Raw genomic sequence first — 13,954 nt, 5'->3', positions numbered from 1 at the left:
CCACCCCCGAAGCCGTTTTGTTTCAAACAAGGAAGTTTGTCCATGACAACCCAAGCCACCAGCACCGCAGGGCTCCCCCTTCGGCGAAAAGCAGCCCGAGTGCCCGTCCTCATCTCCACGCTGATCCTTTCCATCCTCAGTTACCAGCTCAACGCCAGCCTGTTCTCGGCGGCCCTGCCGGCCATGGCCGCTCACTTCCAGGAATCCACGGAAAACGTGGCCAAAGTCCAGTCCCTGTTCTTCCTGACCGGCGCGGTCCTGGGCATGGCATTTTCCCGATGGAGCGACTTCCTGGGACGCCGCCGCACCCTGCTGATCGTCCTCTCCATGATGTTGTGCGGCACGGTCCTGTGCTTGCTGGCACCAAACCTGACCGTCCTTCTCGTCGGCCGGGTCCTGCAAAGTGCGACGAGCGCCACGTTCACCATTTCGTTCCTGCTCCTGTCCGAGCGCTTCAGCAAACGCCTCTTCGGCATTTCCGTCGGCATCATTTCGGCAGTGAACGGCGGCATCGGCGGGCTCGACGGCTTCCTGGGCGGTTTCATCACCGACACCATCGGCTGGCAATTCCTCTTTGTCCTGGTCCTCGGCGTGGGCGTTCTGGCGATCGTTTTAGTCGCCGTCGTGGTCCCGAAGAGGCCCGCCCGGACACGTGAGGGACGCATGGACTGGTGGGGCGCAGGCACCCTGGGCACGTTCCTGGTTCTCTTGAGCAACCTGATCGGACAGGCTTCCACGTCCGGATGGGGCGACGTCTGGACCCTTGGCTATCTCGCCGGCGCAGTGATTGCCGGGCTGGCGTTCGTCGCCGTGGAAAGGCGGGTTGAGCGTCCGCTGATCGCCATCGAGCAATTGCGGTCCCGACGGGTATGGCCGGTTTTGGCGAGCACGGTGCTGACGCTTGCGGGCATCTTCTCGGCGTTGAACTTCACCGTGATCCTCTTGAGCCAGGACGCAAAAGCCGGATACGGACTGTCCGCTTCCATGTCAGCCCTCCTATACCTGACGCCGACGGCCTTCGTGGGTGTGCTCACGGCGGTGTTCTCCGGCTGGTTCGCGCAGCGCATCGGCTGGTTCAAGGCCCTGCGGATCAGCAGCGGCCTGATCGTCGTGGCAGCGGTTGCCGTCGCAATCTTTGCCGCGGACCGTTGGATGGTCTTCGCCTTGCTGATCATCATGGGAGTCCTGTATCTCGGCCAGTTCCAGAGCACCGTCAGCGGCATCGCGGTGCTGAATTCACCCAAATCGGCGCCGGGTTCCGTGCCCGGCCTGAATGGAGCATGCTTTGGAATCGGAGCCAGTGTGGGAATCGCCGTCGTCGCACCCGCCGTCGCCGCCGGAACCATCGCCGGTTACCAAACTGCCCTGTGGATCTCTGCCGGCTTCGCCCTCGCGGCATTTGCTGCTTCCCTGATCCTCCGCCCAGTGGCTGCGAGCGCCGCGGCGGCGCCCGCCGTCGTCGTCGCCCATGCCTAAATCCGCACCCAAAGCCGAGTCATCCAACCCACGAAGGAGCACCATGACCACCACTACACCGCAGCCGTTCTACCTCGATTGCGATACCGGCATCGACGATTCCCTGGCAATCGCGTATCTCCTGGCGAGCCCTGAGGTGGAGCTGGCCGGGATCGGAACCGTCAGCGGCAACGTCAGCGCCGCGGTCGGGGCCGTCAACACTTTGAACCTGCTGCATGCTGCCGGCAGGGCCGGGATCCCGGTTGCCGTGGGTGCCCACGATCCCCTCATGGGCACGTTCGACGGCGGGGCGCCGCACGTTCACGGAGAGAACGGCATCGGCGGGGTCACCTTGGAAGACTCTGGACTGACGTCGGAGTCGGAGACTGCCGCAGAGATGCTCGTGCGGCTCGCCAACGAGCACCCGGGCGAACTGCGCGTCATCGCCGTCGGTCCGCTCACCAATCTGGCCCTCGCACTGCAACTGGACCCGAAGCTCCCGGCACTCGTCCGCGATGTCACGATCATGGGCGGAGCCGCGTTTGTGCCGGGCAATATCAGCCCTGTCGCCGAGGCCAACATCTTCAATGACGCCGAGGCAGCCGCCGTGGTGATGGAGGCCGGTTGGCCGGTCATCATGGTTCCCTTGGACGTCACCATGAACCACCGCTTCGATGAGGCCCACCGTGCGGCCCTTGCGACCGCCGGACATCCGGTGGCCAGCGCACTCTCCGGCATGCTCGTCCAGTACTTCGCCTTTTACAACACGATTTTCGGTGAGCATTGTGCCGCCCTCCACGATCCGCTGGCGGCGGCAATCGCCGTGGGTGCCCTCGAGCTCGACGACGCCCCGTACGTCGCAATTTCCGTGGACACGAGCAAGGGTGCAGACCATGGCAAGACCCGCTGTGAGCGGCTCGACGGCGGAGCCTCCGGCGCGCGCCCGGCGCCGGAACGGGCTTCCCGGGTTGTGCTGTCCGTCAAGGGCGACGCCGCTGCGCATCTCCTGGAGCGGATCCTGTCCCTGCTGGCGGCGAACTGAAGGGCTTTTGATGAACACTTCCGAAGACACTGCTTCTTCACCCGCCGAGCCCAGCCAGGCCGACCTTGAGTTGCTGAACCGCGCCATTTCCCTCGCGCGGTCAGCCCGGGATCGCGGCGACCACCCGTTCGGCGCACTCCTGTTGGCTCCGGACGGAACCATGGTGGAAGCCATGAACACCGTCAACACGGAACACGATCCCACCGGGCATGCCGAGACCGACCTGGTCCGCCTGAGCGCCAAGAAGCTCGATGCCGCCGCGTTGGCCGGCAGCACCTTGTACACGAGCACCGAACCGTGTGCCATGTGCACGGGCGCCATCTACTGGGCTGGAATCGGACGCGTGGTCTATGCCTTGTCCGAGAAGGACCTCGCCTCGATTGTCACCCAGCAGTCCGGCGTGCCCACTCTTGACCTCCCCTGCCGCGATGTCCTTGCCCACGGCGGCAGCAACGTCAGCGTGACGGGCCCGGTTCCGCTTCCCGAGGCAACAGAGGTCCACCTTGGCTTCTGGCACTAGACCGGAAAGCCAACACCGCAATCCAGCACCACCAGAAGGACAGCTCATGCCTATCCCAACCACGCTCACCGTTGTCGGCAGCCTCAACGTCGATCTCACGTGCCGCGTCCACCGCCTACCCTCCCCTGGTGAAACCATCGGCGGCGGCACCCTCACCCGTCAGCCCGGCGGAAAGGGAGGCAACCAGGCCGCGGCTGCTGCGCGGCTGGCCGGGGCCGCCCGCATGGTGGGCGCCGTCGGCGCGGATCCGGATGGTCGGCTTCTGACGGAGGCCCTGGACCGCGCAGGGGTTGATATTTCGGCAGTGGAGCAGGTTTCCGCGCCAACCGGCACAGCGTTGATCGTGATAGACAGCGAGGGCGAAAACCAGATCGCCGTGGCCCCTGGAGCCAACGCCGTGGTTTCGCTGGATCGCGCCGATTTCTCCGATGGCGGACCGGTACTGGCACAGCTGGAGATCGCCGTCGACACCGTGCTGGAAGCCGCGCGCCGCACTGCCGGGTTCTTCGCCCTCAACGCGGCCCCGGCGCAGGCACTCCCGGCAGAGCTTCTGGAACGGTGTGACCTGGTGATCGTCAACGAGTCCGAGTACGGACTCATCCCCGAGCTCGGGAACGCCAAACGCGTGGCCGTCACCTACGGCGCAGGCGGCGCGTCAATGTACACACAAGGGGTCAGGACCGCCCACGCGCCCGCGACCAAGACGAGCGTCGTCAACAGCGTTGGAGCCGGTGACGCCTTCTGTGCGGCGCTCGTGCTGGCACTCGCGTCGGGCCTGGATGAGGAAAGCAGCCTCGCGGCGGCCTGCGCGGTGGGTGCCGCCGCCGTCGCGAGCGAGCTTTCCCAACCGGAGTTCGGGCGGCTGGAACACTACCTGCGGAACTAAGAATCCGAACTTGAGATCCGCCCGATGTGCTGGACACCGCCCGGCAGCAGCGAACCGCGGGCCGCACCTACCATGCCTTCCACAGCGCGGGCCAGATGCGTACCGCGGTCGCTGACGCCGTCCCAGCGCACCAGCGCCTGGGCATTCAGCCCGTCCACCATGCCCAGGATCTGCCAGGCAACAGACGGAGCATCGAACGTGTCGAACTCACCGGCGTCGATCCCCGCTTCGACCACGCGCTGCACCACTGCCTGCCACGCATCCATCTGCTCACGGACGCAAGCTGCGAGCGCCTCGTTCCGGCGTCCGAGGGTCCACGCCTCTACCCAGATGGCCGTGACATCGAGTCGGCTGCCGTCCATCAACGTTTCGAGGAGCATCCCGAGCTGTTCCAAGGGACTCGGCTGCTTCTCCAGAAGGCCAGCAACTTCCTCAGTCTCCGCCGCCACGATGGTCGAGAAGATGCCCGCCACCAGGGCCTCCGCATTGGGCTGGTAATGAGCGACGAGCCCCGAGGCCACCCCCACCCGCGCTGCCACGTTTCGCAGCGTGATGGCGGAAAGCCCCTGCTCAAGCGCTATTTCCTTGGCGGCCTCGGCTATTTCGGCCGCGCGTTCGGCCGGCGTCTTCCGGGCAGCGCGTTTCTGTATGGTGCTTGACATCACACAACAGTCTAAAGTAGTTTTCTTCTTATTGATCATGCGATCAATAAGATATTTCAGAAACAGGGAATTTCAGAAACCGGAAATTCCAAACACGCCGAATCGCAAACACCCAGCCGCACCCAAGGCAAGGACGCCCTGGTCCCGCGGCTGCGACCTCACAACACAGAGGAGACTTCCATGGCCTGGAGAATGCCAGCCGAAACCGCACCCCACGAGCGCACCTGGATGGCGTTCCCCCGCACTGGCCTGACCTTGGGCGACGACGCTGCTTCGGCCGAAGAAGCGTACGCGGCCTGGACCGCCGTCGCGCATGCCGTGTCCGAGTTCGAGCCCGTCACCATGGTGGTCGACCCCAGCGAACGGGACCGGGCCAGCCGCATGCTCGGCGCCGGAATCGAACAGCTTGAGGCTCCCCTCGACGAATACTGGATGCGCGACGTCGGGCCCACCTTCGTCGTCGACGACGAGCGTCCCGGCGTGCTCGGCGCAGTTGACTGGATCTTCAACGGCTGGGGCGCCCCGGCTTGGTCCGAATGGGAGAAGAGCGCCGGCATGGCCCGCTTTGTCGCCGAAGAGTCCGGCGCGGAGCTGGTCACTTCGCTGCTCGTCAACGAAGGCGGCGCCATCCATGTCGATGGTGATGGCACTGTCCTCGTCACCGAAACCGTCCAGCTGGATCCACGCCGAAACCCTTACGCAGACAAGGCCCGCGTCGAAGCGGAACTATCACGCACGCTGGGCACTACTCACACCGTCTGGGTACCGCGAGGCCTCACGCGTGACTACGAAGACCTCGGCACGCGCGGCCACATCGACATGGTGGCCACCCTTCCCTCTCCCGGCCGGGTCCTGCTGCACTCGCAGACCAATCCCGAGCACCCCGACTTCGAGGTCAGCCGCACCCTCCAGCGGTTCTTCGAAACCCAGCAGGACGCTGCAGGCAAGCCGTTCGAGATCGCCCTGCTTCCCGCGCCTGAGACCCTGCGCGACGAGGAAGGCTTCGTCGATTGGAGCTACGTCAACCACCTCGTCGTCAACGGCGGCGTGATCGCGTGCGGCTACGGCGAAGAGCGGGCCGACGCCTTGGCCGCGGAAATCCTGGCGGAGGCCTACCCGGGCCGCCGCGTCGTCACCGTGGACGCCCGGCCAATCCTCGCCCGGGGCGGAGGAATCCACTGCATCACGCAACAGCAGCCCAAACTCACCAGCCAGGCTGCACGATGAGCCGCTTCGACGTCGTCGAGGCCTCCATTGCGCAGTTGCGGGCAGCACTGGAGGCCGGCGAGGTAACCTGCGAAGAACTCACCCAGGCGTATCTGGACCGCATCGAAGCCTACGACCGCAGCGGCATCACGCTGAACGCGCTTGTTGTGATGAACCCCGAAGCGCTCACGGATGCCCGGGCCTCCGACGAGCGCCGGGCAAGCGGCACCGCCCTCGGGCCGCTCGACGGCATTCCCTACACCGCCAAGGACAGCTACCTGGCCAAAGGGCTCACCGCCGCCGCGGGCTCCCCCGCGTTCGAAAACCTCATCGCCCAACGCGATGCCTTCACCATCGAACGCCTCCGCGCAGCCGGGGCCGTGCTCATCGGCCTGACCAACATGCCACCCATGGCCAACGGCGGCATGCAACGCGGAGTCTATGGACGCGCCGAGAGCCCCTACAACGGCGATTTCCTCACCGCGGCCTTCGGTTCCGGATCCTCGAACGGCTCGGGAACCGCTACCGCGGCGAGCTTCGGAGCCTTCGGCCTGGGCGAGGAGACCTGGTCCAGCGGCCGCGCACCGGCGTCGAACAATGCCTTGTGCGCGTACACACCCTCGCGCGGGGTCATCTCAGTGCGCGGCAACTGGCCGCTGGTCCCCACCATGGACGTCGTGGTGCCCCACACCCGGTCCATGGCAGACCTCCTGGAACTACTGGATGTCATTGTTGCCGACGACGCCGAAACCCGCGGCGACTTCTGGCGCGCGCAGCCATGGGTCCAGATCCCGGCCGCGTCCCAGGTCCGTCCTGCTTCCTACCCGGCGCTGGCACCATCCGACGTCGACGGCGCGCGCTCGGCCCTGAAGGGCAAACGCTTCGGGGTGCCGGCCATGTACATCAACGCGGACCCCGACGCCGGCACCAGCGAAACCCCTGGTATCGGCGGACCCACCGGCCAACGAATCCAGACCCGCGATTCCGTGATGGAACTGTGGGAGGCTGCCCGGCGCGACCTCGAAGCCGCCGGTGCGGACGTGGTGTTGGTCGACTTCCCCGCGGTTTCCAACTACGAAGGCGACCGCCCGGGCGCACCCACCATCGCCACCCGCGGAATGGTGAGCCCGGAGTTCCTCCAGCGGGAAATCATCGATCTCTCGGCCTGGGCCTGGGACGACTTCCTCACAGCCAACGGGGATCCGGCACTCAGCAGCCTGGCCGACGTCGACGGCACCACGATCTTCCCGCACCCCGACGGCGCGCTCCCGGACCGCTATGACGGGTTCGACGACGACCTCGCCGACTACCCGGCGCATATCCGCGCGCACAGGGTTGCTTCCGTCACCGACATCCCGTCCCTCGAAGAAGGCCTGCGCGGACTCGAAGAGACCCGGCGGGTGGACCTCGAGGAATGGATGGACGGTCTCGCCCTGGATGCGGTCATTTTCCCGGCCGCCGCCGACGTCGGACCGGCCGACATGGACGTCAACGAATCCTCAGCCGATCTCGGCTGGCGCAACGGCGTGTGGGTGGCCAATGGCAACCTCGTGCCGCGGCATCTGGGGATTCCGACGGTCACCGTGCCGATGGGAACCATGAGCGATATCGGCATGCCCGTGGGGCTCACGTTCGCCGGCCGCTCGTACGACGACACCGCACTGCTGGCACTGGCTGCGGCCTTCGAAGCAACAGGCGAGCGCCGCACCGCTCCCCCGCGCACGCCGCGCCTCGACTAACGGATCAGGTGGACTCGTCGTCGAAAGGAGCCTTCTGCCCGGCCGCCAAACGCACAACCGGGCGGGCAGGAGGCTGCACCTGTGTTGGGACGACCGGCTCAGGAAGCGGCTCGTCCTCCAGGAGGGCTTCGCGGATAATGCGGCGGGGATCGTATTGGCGTGGGTCCATTTTGCGCCAATCGATGTCCTCGAATTCCGGGCCGAGCTCCTGGCGGAGCTTTTCCTGCGCGCCGGAGGCCATGCGCCGCAGCTCGCGGATAAGCCGCCCCAGCTTCCTCGCATACTCCGGAAGCTTGGTCGGTCCAAGGACCAAAACGGCAATGATCAGGAGAAGGGCTACCTTCTCGACCGAAATATCGATCATGGCTCCATTCTAAATCCACCGCCCGGTCGTTCCGGGCGGCACCGCGCTCAAGGAGATCGGGCTTAGGAGATCGCGAACAACGCGACGGCAAGTCCAGCAGCCATCAACGCTTCGCGGACTCCCTTCAATCGAGGCACAGCGTGCGATTTGCTCTCAGCCGGCATCGCGAAGGTACCCAACACCCACCCCGTGGCGGCGAATATCATGAGCACCGCGCCCATGATGTCAGCAAGGATGATGCCCAGTTGGTGTCCTGGATGATCCGACACCGTTCCAGCTCCACTCGACGCGGAGAGCAGCACCCAGCCTGAAAGGGCCGCCACCGCTGCGCCATAGATCGCCGACCATCGCCCTGCCTCGCCCGGCCCCGACCCTTTGTACACGATCCTTACGACGAACACGAGGAAGGCAAGGCCAACAGCTGCTCCCAGTGGGACTATACCGAGCGGAGCCCATCCGAGCCCTACGGCTGCGATAGTTGCGGCCAATATCCCCGCTGCGGCCGCGTCAATCCGGGCCGCCACGCTCTTGGCCCGGAAGATCGCTGCGAACCCCAAGACAGCCGCTGCCCCGAAAAGCAGCACCAGAGCGCCTACAACAAACCAATTTCGGAACATACCCTGCCAATCCTCCTGCGCGCTTCCGGTTGAAACCCACCCGCAGTCATATCACTTCCGAATGGGAGAACCCTGCATGCTGCGTGTAGTTCAGCGCTGGAACAGCAGCGCAATGACTCCGGAGCGGACAATGATGGTTGCCCCGAGCGCGACATACACCATAGGAATAACCCAGTTTCCAGCCCGGCGGCAGAGCGCAGCTACAGTCGGATGCGCTGTCAGCCAGTAGCCGGCGGCGCACCACACCGCCACCATCACCGCGAAAGTCAGCCCCGTCACCACCGAAGAAGCCGGTCCCAGCGAGCGGAACAGCGGAATGTATACCGAAATGTTGTCCCCACCGTTGGCTACTGTCACGACGACAACCACAGGCAGCGTCAGCGACCGGGGCTTCGGTGGATCGCCGGACGGGCGGGCAAACTTGAGCAAGGCGTAACAGCCCAAAACAAGCGGCACCAGACCGAGGAAACCCACCCACTCCACCGGGACGGGAGTGAGCGCCACTGCCGCCGCAGCCGCCACCACGGTCAGTATTCCGATGCCGATGTATTGGCCGACCCAAATTCTCCAGAGTCTTGGCACCGGCCGCGTCCTGGCTGACAAGAAGAGAACGGACAAGACCAGGAGGTCATCAAGGTTTGTCGCCGCAAAGGCTCCAGCCGCTGTGAGTACGGTGCCGCCCAGATCTTCCATCGCAGATGACACTACCGCTTGGAGACGGGCGCGCTTGCCCGGACCACACCGGCTGGCGCCAGCGACCCGGCCGTGGCAGCATCGGACGATGACTACAGATACCCGTCCGTACGTCGAGCCCGGGCAGCCGGAACCTGCCGTTCCGCTACTCGGCGGGGACGTGACGGAGGGGCTCGTCCGGGTGGGCGATACAGTGCGGCGCCCTGCAAGCGACGCTTCGCAGCGGGTCCGCCGTCTCCTGGATTTCCTGCAATCGGCCGGATTCCAGGGAGCGCCCCGCTTCCTGGGCATCGACGAAAGCGGCAGGGACACCCTGAGTTTCGTTCCTGGGGACACCGCCGGCCGCCCCTGGCCAAGCTGGGTCGCCGACGAATCGAGCGCCATCAGCGTCGCGCGCTTGGTGCGGGCCTACGATGACGCCGTGCAGCCGCTTGGCATACCCGGCTGGGGACGCACGGGCGACGATGCCGATCCCCACGGGTGCCCGGCCTCGATTGCGGGACCGGCGACATTCCTCGCCCACATGGACATCACTCCGGAGAATATCGTCTTCCGCGACGGTACCGCCGTCGCCCTGATCGACTTCGATTTGGTGCGCCCCGCAACCCGGGCGGAAGAAGTTGCGAACTTGCTCCTCTGGTGGGGCGCCTGGATGCCCGCCACCGACCGCGATCCCGTCATGCGCCAGGTCGACGGCGCCTCCCGGGCCGCCGTGCTGGTGGACGCCTATGGCCTGGGTCCAGTTGATCGCACCAAAGTAGTTGACGTGGCCAGGAACGCCGCCGAGCGCTCCTGGCATTTGATGCGGCGCAGGGCGATCACCCAGGGCGGCGGCTGGAAGCGGATGTGGGACGAAGGCGTCGGTGACAAGATTCTTCGCCGCCAAGCGTGGCTGGCCGAAAACGCGGCAGTTCTCCACGCCGCAATAACGTGATCGGCCCTTAAGCTTCGTCGAGGTGGCGCAGGAGAAAAGGAAGCGTCGCGCGCATAGTCCGGAGATCGCCGTCGCTGGCTGCTTGCTCCCCAAGGTAGTCTCCGTGGTTTCCCGGCACGATCATCAGGCGGCTCCCCGGGATGGCCCGGACCATCTGCACCCCGTGCTCGGGCTTGATCACATCGCGGTCGGCGAGCACCACGAGGGTCGAAGCCGTGATGGAGCCCAATTGCTCGTCGGTCCATCCCGGAAAAGTCAGCATTCGCTGGCTGTCCAGGACAAAGAGTCTCTCGAGGTGTTGTGGGTCCGGATTGAGCTTGAGGTCGGCCTCCCGGTAAACCTCGGGCATGTCCGCGGAGGTGGCGTTTTGGAGTCCGTCCCAGAATCCTTCCACCATGCCATCGCGTGCGGCCATCGACGACGCGATGATCAACTTTCGTACCACCGCAGGATGTTCCATGGCCAAGGCGAGCGCGGTGTGCCCGCCGGCGCTGAAGCCGAGCACATCCGCCAACGGAACGTCCAGCTGACGAAGGACCGCCGCGACGTCAGCAGCTGAGTTTTCGGCGGTGAGGGGTCGATCGATCGGCGCTGTGTGGCCATGGCCTTCCTCTTCGACGGCGATGACTTGCCTCGTCCCGATCAACAGCGGGATGAGCTCCCGGAAGTTCGACTCGATCGTGGACCCGCCGCCATGGATCAATGCCAAGGGCGTGCGGCCCGGCCGAGGTTGGCCATGAACCTCGTAATACATCCGTAGGGAACCGTTGTGCGCGTAGCCGTGTTCAAAGTCCACGTCCCACCCTAAACGCAGGCTGTAGCTACTTGGCAAGAGCATGGGGAACTCAACGCGCCTCAACATTTCGATTAATGAGAATGAGTATTGATAGCATCAATACTCATTCATCGTTCCTACCCGAGAGTTCCCCATGCACCCTGCCCTCCTGGTTCAAGACTTGAGGGTGTCCCTCCGGGGACGCGCCCTGATTGACGGAGTCAGCTTCGCTATTGACCCGGGTCAAAGACTGGCCCTTCTCGGAGCCTCTGGTTCGGGCAAATCCCTGACCGCGGCCGCCCTCCTGGGACAGCTTCCAGCCGCCATGAGTGCTTCCGGGCGGTTGGAGATCAACGGAGTGGACGTGCCGTTGTCCAACAGGCGAAGCAGTCGCGCGGGGATCACCGCAATCCATCAGGACCCGATGTCCGCCCTCAATCCCTTGGCGCGCCTGGGCAAACAGCTTGAGATCCCGCTGCGGCATGTTGGCCTTTCGGCCTCCATGGCACGGCAACGGGCACTCGAGCTGCTCACGTCGGTGGGAATAGAGGAAGCCGAACGGACCATGGAAAGCTTCAGCGGCGAATTGTCGGGCGGTCAGCTGCAACGGGTCTGCATCGCTCTCGCCCTGGCCTGCCGTAGCACCGTCTTGGTGGCGGACGAACCCACAACCGCACTGGACATGGTCAGCCAGGCCAAGGTCCTCGAGGCTTTGTCCTTGTATTCGGAATCGGCGCGTTCCGCATCCACGCATTCCGGATCCGCCGGCGCGATGTTGTTCATTACGCATGACCTCGCTGTCGCTGCCGCCTTTTGCCACCAGGCCCTTGTCTTAAGTTCCGGCCGGATCGTCGAAGGGGGATCGATGCAGTCGCTCGTGGAGGCGCCCAAGCACCAGTACACGAAGCAGCTGGTGGAAGCCGCCTATGTCGGTTTTGATTCCCTTCGCCGGGAAGCCACGGCATGAATGCAATATTGAGCGCCGATAATCTGGGACTCAGCTACCCAGGCAGGGGGTTCCTGAAGCAACGGCCAGCCCGGCCCGTATTGCAGGACGTGTCCCTCAGCATTGCCACAGGAGACACCATCGGCCTGGTGGGTGGCTCGGGCGCCGGAAAATCGACGCTGCTGCGGATCTTGCTCGCTTTGGAGAAGCCGAATGCCGGAACCGTCACGTTCAACGACACCCCGGTTGTGCCCGGCCCGGCCTCGTCGTTGAGGCGGTACCGCCGCGCGGTGCAATACATCCCGCAGAATCCGGCGGCGAGCCTTGACCCAGGCATGAACGTGGAGCGCCTTCTCCTTGAACCCCTGAGGCAATTGCGCATAGACGGAGACCACCGCGGGATGATCATGGACGCCTTGCAACGGGTCGATCTCGATCGGGGCATGCTCAGGCGTCGGCCCGGCGAACTCTCCGGTGGGCAAAACCAACGCGTGGCCATTGCACGGGCACTGGTCCCCGCGCCGAGCATCCTCCTGGCAGATGAGCCGGTCAGCGGGCTCGATCTTCCCCTAAGGAACACGGTCTTGGACCTCATGGAGCAATTGGTCCATCGGGACGGCCTCGGGATCCTGTTTGTCTCGCACGACCTGGCCGCCGTCGCCCGCCTGTGCTCCCAGACCCTGGTCCTCTCCGGGGGACGCGTCGTGGAACAAGGAGCCACCGCGGCCGTGTACGCCAAACCACAGACCCGCGAAGCCAAGGAGCTCGTAACCTCCATCCCCGGCTGAGCCGGTACAAGGAAACCGACAGGGACAAGCCGTGAAAGATGTGAACGGACGCGCGGAGCCCTCGCCCCGGCTCCTGCTGGCCAGCCAGCTCATCTTCAACCTTGGCTTCTATTCAGTAGTCCCCTTCTTGGCGGTTTCGATGCGCGAGGACTTTGGCATGGGTGCAATGGCGGTGGGAATCGTCCTCGGCGCCCGTACTTTCGCCCAGCAAGGATTGTTCCTCGTGGGCGGTACAGCCGCGGATCGTTGGGGAGCCCGGCCTGTAATGATCGCGGGATGCCTGGCCAGGATTTCCGGGTACCTTCTGTTGCTCTGGGCCTCGGACTTCCCCCTTTTCCTTTTGGGAGCCGTCATCACAGGGGTGGGTGGCGCCCTCTTCTCGCCCTCTTTGGAGAGCCTTGTGGGTGCGGCCGAAGAACGACGCGCCGCCTTCCAGCCCCACAAAACCACTCTTTTTGCGCTGCTGGTCATTTTCGGAGAAGTCGGGGCCGTAGCAGGTCCTCTGCTCGGATCCATCCTGCTTCAGACCGGCTTCGACACAGCCCTGCTCGTCGGGGCGGGCGTCTTTGCCGTGATGGCCGTGGTCTTCAACGCCTTCCTTCCAACGACAAAGGCGAGCGCCGTCAAAACGTCCGCCGGGCACCCGGCGGCCGCACCGCCGTCGGACGCTTGGTCCTGCCTCAAGGAAAAGCGCTTCGTGGCATTCGCGGCTTTCTATAGCGTCAACCTCTTTGCCTATAACCAGCTCTACTTCGGGCTACCCATCGAGCTGGAACGAAGCGATACGGGTTTGGGTGCGCTTTCGGCGATCTTTGCCTGCGCATCCGTTTTGACCATCACCCTGCAGTGGCCGATCGCCAAGCTCATGAAACGGAAGGGGCCGGGCGTCGCGCTCGCCGCCGGCTTTGTCGTCCAGGCCCTGGGTTTCGTGGCCATCGCAGCGATGGCCACATTCCCCCCGCCCGCCGCATTCCCTGCGCTGCCGGCGTTCCTGCTGGTCACCGCGCTCGCCGTCGGGCACATGTGCGTGGCACCCGTTGCCATGGATCTGGTCCTCGATTTTGCCTCAGGACGCCCCACCGGCGCCTACTACGGCCTGCTCGCGAGCTGCAGCGGAACGATGGTTCTTCTCGGCAATGTTGTCCTTGCTCCCCTCTACGAACAGGCCACCACACCCTCCCTGACCGCGGCCTCTCCGTGGCTGGTGTCGGCAATCTTCGCAATAACCTCCGCGACACTCATTCACCGTTTCCTTCCGACACCCGTCCCGGCTCCGCACCCGCAGCAACTCCACCCCGTCTAATCCACTCACCCCGTCTAATCCATT

At 64.9% G+C, this 13,954-nt stretch carries 15 protein-coding genes; 10 read left to right on the top strand and 5 right to left on the bottom strand.

Annotation, left to right across the window (positions count from 1 at the left end; translation table 11 throughout):
* Positions 1–42 precede the first annotated feature (42 nt).
* The 4 genes from ABD742_RS08400 to ABD742_RS08385 are packed head-to-tail and all read left to right on the top strand — an operon-like array spanning position 43 to position 3,903.
* Positions 43–1,476 carry an MFS transporter gene (locus ABD742_RS08400; RefSeq protein ID WP_234749760.1) on the top strand — a complete coding sequence of 478 codons (1,434 nt, stop codon included), beginning with the start codon at positions 43–45 and terminating at the stop codon, positions 1,474–1,476.
* Between the two features lie 43 nt (positions 1,477–1,519).
* The gene (locus ABD742_RS08395; RefSeq protein ID WP_234749762.1) at positions 1,520–2,497 is read left to right on the top strand and encodes a nucleoside hydrolase; all 978 of its coding nucleotides are present in this window, start codon (positions 1,520–1,522) and stop codon (positions 2,495–2,497) included.
* 10 nt (positions 2,498–2,507) lie between these two features.
* Positions 2,508–3,017 (top strand): nucleoside deaminase, encoded by a 510-nt coding sequence (locus tag ABD742_RS08390; protein WP_234749764.1) that lies wholly within the window; start codon positions 2,508–2,510, stop codon positions 3,015–3,017.
* A gap of 46 nt (positions 3,018–3,063) precedes the next feature.
* Positions 3,064–3,903, top strand: coding sequence for a PfkB family carbohydrate kinase (locus ABD742_RS08385; RefSeq protein ID WP_234749766.1), 840 nt, complete (start codon positions 3,064–3,066; stop codon positions 3,901–3,903).
* Here ABD742_RS08385 and ABD742_RS08380 read toward each other — a convergent pair.
* Positions 3,900–4,565: a TetR/AcrR family transcriptional regulator gene (locus ABD742_RS08380; protein WP_234749768.1), complete on the bottom strand. Its 666-nt coding sequence runs from the start codon at positions 4,563–4,565 to the stop codon at positions 3,900–3,902. The two genes, ABD742_RS08385 and ABD742_RS08380, sit on opposite strands and share 4 nt — an antisense overlap.
* Before the next feature lie 180 nt (positions 4,566–4,745).
* Here ABD742_RS08380 and ABD742_RS08375 point away from each other — a divergent pair, with 180 nt between their 5' ends.
* Together ABD742_RS08375 and ABD742_RS08370 are read left to right on the top strand one after the other, a co-directional pair.
* Positions 4,746–5,792 carry an agmatine deiminase family protein gene (locus tag ABD742_RS08375; protein WP_234749770.1) on the top strand — a complete coding sequence of 349 codons (1,047 nt, stop codon included), beginning with the start codon at positions 4,746–4,748 and terminating at the stop codon, positions 5,790–5,792.
* The gene (locus tag ABD742_RS08370; protein ID WP_234749773.1) at positions 5,789–7,510 is read left to right on the top strand and encodes an amidase; all 1,722 of its coding nucleotides are present in this window, start codon (positions 5,789–5,791) and stop codon (positions 7,508–7,510) included. Before ABD742_RS08375 ends, ABD742_RS08370 begins: the two co-directional genes overlap by 4 nt.
* 4 nt (positions 7,511–7,514) lie before the next feature.
* Here ABD742_RS08370 and ABD742_RS08365 read toward each other — a convergent pair whose 3' ends face one another.
* From ABD742_RS08365 to ABD742_RS08355, 3 genes are all read right to left on the bottom strand, one after another.
* Positions 7,515–7,874, bottom strand: coding sequence for a sec-independent translocase (locus tag ABD742_RS08365; protein ID WP_234749775.1), 360 nt, complete (start codon positions 7,872–7,874; stop codon positions 7,515–7,517).
* 62 nt (positions 7,875–7,936) lie between these two features.
* Positions 7,937–8,491, bottom strand: coding sequence for a hypothetical protein (locus ABD742_RS08360; protein ID WP_234749777.1), 555 nt, complete (start codon positions 8,489–8,491; stop codon positions 7,937–7,939).
* Positions 8,492–8,581: 90 nt separating this feature from the next.
* Positions 8,582–9,184: a cadmium resistance transporter gene (locus ABD742_RS08355; protein ID WP_234749779.1), complete on the bottom strand. Its 603-nt coding sequence runs from the start codon at positions 9,182–9,184 to the stop codon at positions 8,582–8,584.
* 88 nt (positions 9,185–9,272) lie between these two features.
* On the opposite strand from ABD742_RS08355, the gene ABD742_RS08350 reads away from it, so the two are divergent.
* Positions 9,273–10,118 (top strand): phosphotransferase, encoded by an 846-nt coding sequence (locus ABD742_RS08350; RefSeq protein WP_234749781.1) that lies wholly within the window; start codon positions 9,273–9,275, stop codon positions 10,116–10,118.
* Positions 10,119–10,125: 7 nt separating this feature from the next.
* On the opposite strand, the gene ABD742_RS08345 is transcribed toward ABD742_RS08350, so the two are convergent.
* Positions 10,126–10,914, bottom strand: a complete 789-nt coding sequence (locus tag ABD742_RS08345; protein WP_234749783.1) for an alpha/beta fold hydrolase — start codon at positions 10,912–10,914, stop codon at positions 10,126–10,128.
* A 133-nt stretch (positions 10,915–11,047) separates the two neighbouring features.
* Here ABD742_RS08345 and ABD742_RS08340 point away from each other — a divergent pair, with 133 nt between their 5' ends.
* Genes ABD742_RS08340 through ABD742_RS08330 form a run of 3 tightly spaced genes read left to right on the top strand, consistent with a single transcriptional unit; the run spans position 11,048 to position 13,930 of the window.
* The gene (locus tag ABD742_RS08340; protein WP_234749785.1) at positions 11,048–11,860 is read left to right on the top strand and encodes an ATP-binding cassette domain-containing protein; all 813 of its coding nucleotides are present in this window, start codon (positions 11,048–11,050) and stop codon (positions 11,858–11,860) included.
* Positions 11,861–11,868: 8 nt separating this feature from the next.
* On the top strand, positions 11,869–12,627 hold the full coding sequence (locus ABD742_RS08335; protein WP_344787652.1) for an ABC transporter ATP-binding protein: 759 nt from the start codon (positions 11,869–11,871) through the stop codon (positions 12,625–12,627).
* Positions 12,628–12,658: 31 nt separating this feature from the next.
* Positions 12,659–13,930: an MFS transporter gene (locus tag ABD742_RS08330; protein ID WP_234749799.1), complete on the top strand. Its 1,272-nt coding sequence runs from the start codon at positions 12,659–12,661 to the stop codon at positions 13,928–13,930.
* The last annotated feature ends 24 nt before the right edge of the window (positions 13,931–13,954 follow it).

It is taken from the genome of Arthrobacter ramosus, from assembly GCF_039535095.1.
GTDB lineage: Bacteria > Actinomycetota > Actinomycetes > Actinomycetales > Micrococcaceae > Arthrobacter > Arthrobacter ramosus.
The sequence above is the reverse complement of the archived record's forward strand: the minus strand, read 5'-3'. Positions and strand labels throughout refer to the sequence as shown.

Excerpts from the sequence above, each read along its gene's own strand:
- ABD742_RS08400 (WP_234749760.1), top strand. The coding sequence starts at position 43 with ATGACAACCCAAGCCACCAGCACCGCAGGGCTCCCCCTTCGGCGAAAA.
- ABD742_RS08395 (WP_234749762.1), top strand. The coding sequence starts at position 1,520 with ATGACCACCACTACACCGCAGCCGTTCTACCTCGATTGCGATACCGGC.
- ABD742_RS08390 (WP_234749764.1), top strand. The coding sequence starts at position 2,508 with ATGAACACTTCCGAAGACACTGCTTCTTCACCCGCCGAGCCCAGCCAG.
- ABD742_RS08385 (WP_234749766.1), top strand. The coding sequence starts at position 3,064 with ATGCCTATCCCAACCACGCTCACCGTTGTCGGCAGCCTCAACGTCGAT.
- ABD742_RS08380 (WP_234749768.1), bottom strand. The coding sequence starts at position 4,565 with ATGTCAAGCACCATACAGAAACGCGCTGCCCGGAAGACGCCGGCCGAA.
- ABD742_RS08375 (WP_234749770.1), top strand. The coding sequence starts at position 4,746 with ATGGCCTGGAGAATGCCAGCCGAAACCGCACCCCACGAGCGCACCTGG.
- ABD742_RS08370 (WP_234749773.1), top strand. The coding sequence starts at position 5,789 with ATGAGCCGCTTCGACGTCGTCGAGGCCTCCATTGCGCAGTTGCGGGCA.
- ABD742_RS08365 (WP_234749775.1), bottom strand. The coding sequence starts at position 7,874 with ATGATCGATATTTCGGTCGAGAAGGTAGCCCTTCTCCTGATCATTGCC.
- ABD742_RS08360 (WP_234749777.1), bottom strand. The coding sequence starts at position 8,491 with ATGTTCCGAAATTGGTTTGTTGTAGGCGCTCTGGTGCTGCTTTTCGGG.
- ABD742_RS08355 (WP_234749779.1), bottom strand. The coding sequence starts at position 9,184 with ATGGAAGATCTGGGCGGCACCGTACTCACAGCGGCTGGAGCCTTTGCG.
- ABD742_RS08350 (WP_234749781.1), top strand. The coding sequence starts at position 9,273 with ATGACTACAGATACCCGTCCGTACGTCGAGCCCGGGCAGCCGGAACCT.
- ABD742_RS08340 (WP_234749785.1), top strand. The coding sequence starts at position 11,048 with ATGCACCCTGCCCTCCTGGTTCAAGACTTGAGGGTGTCCCTCCGGGGA.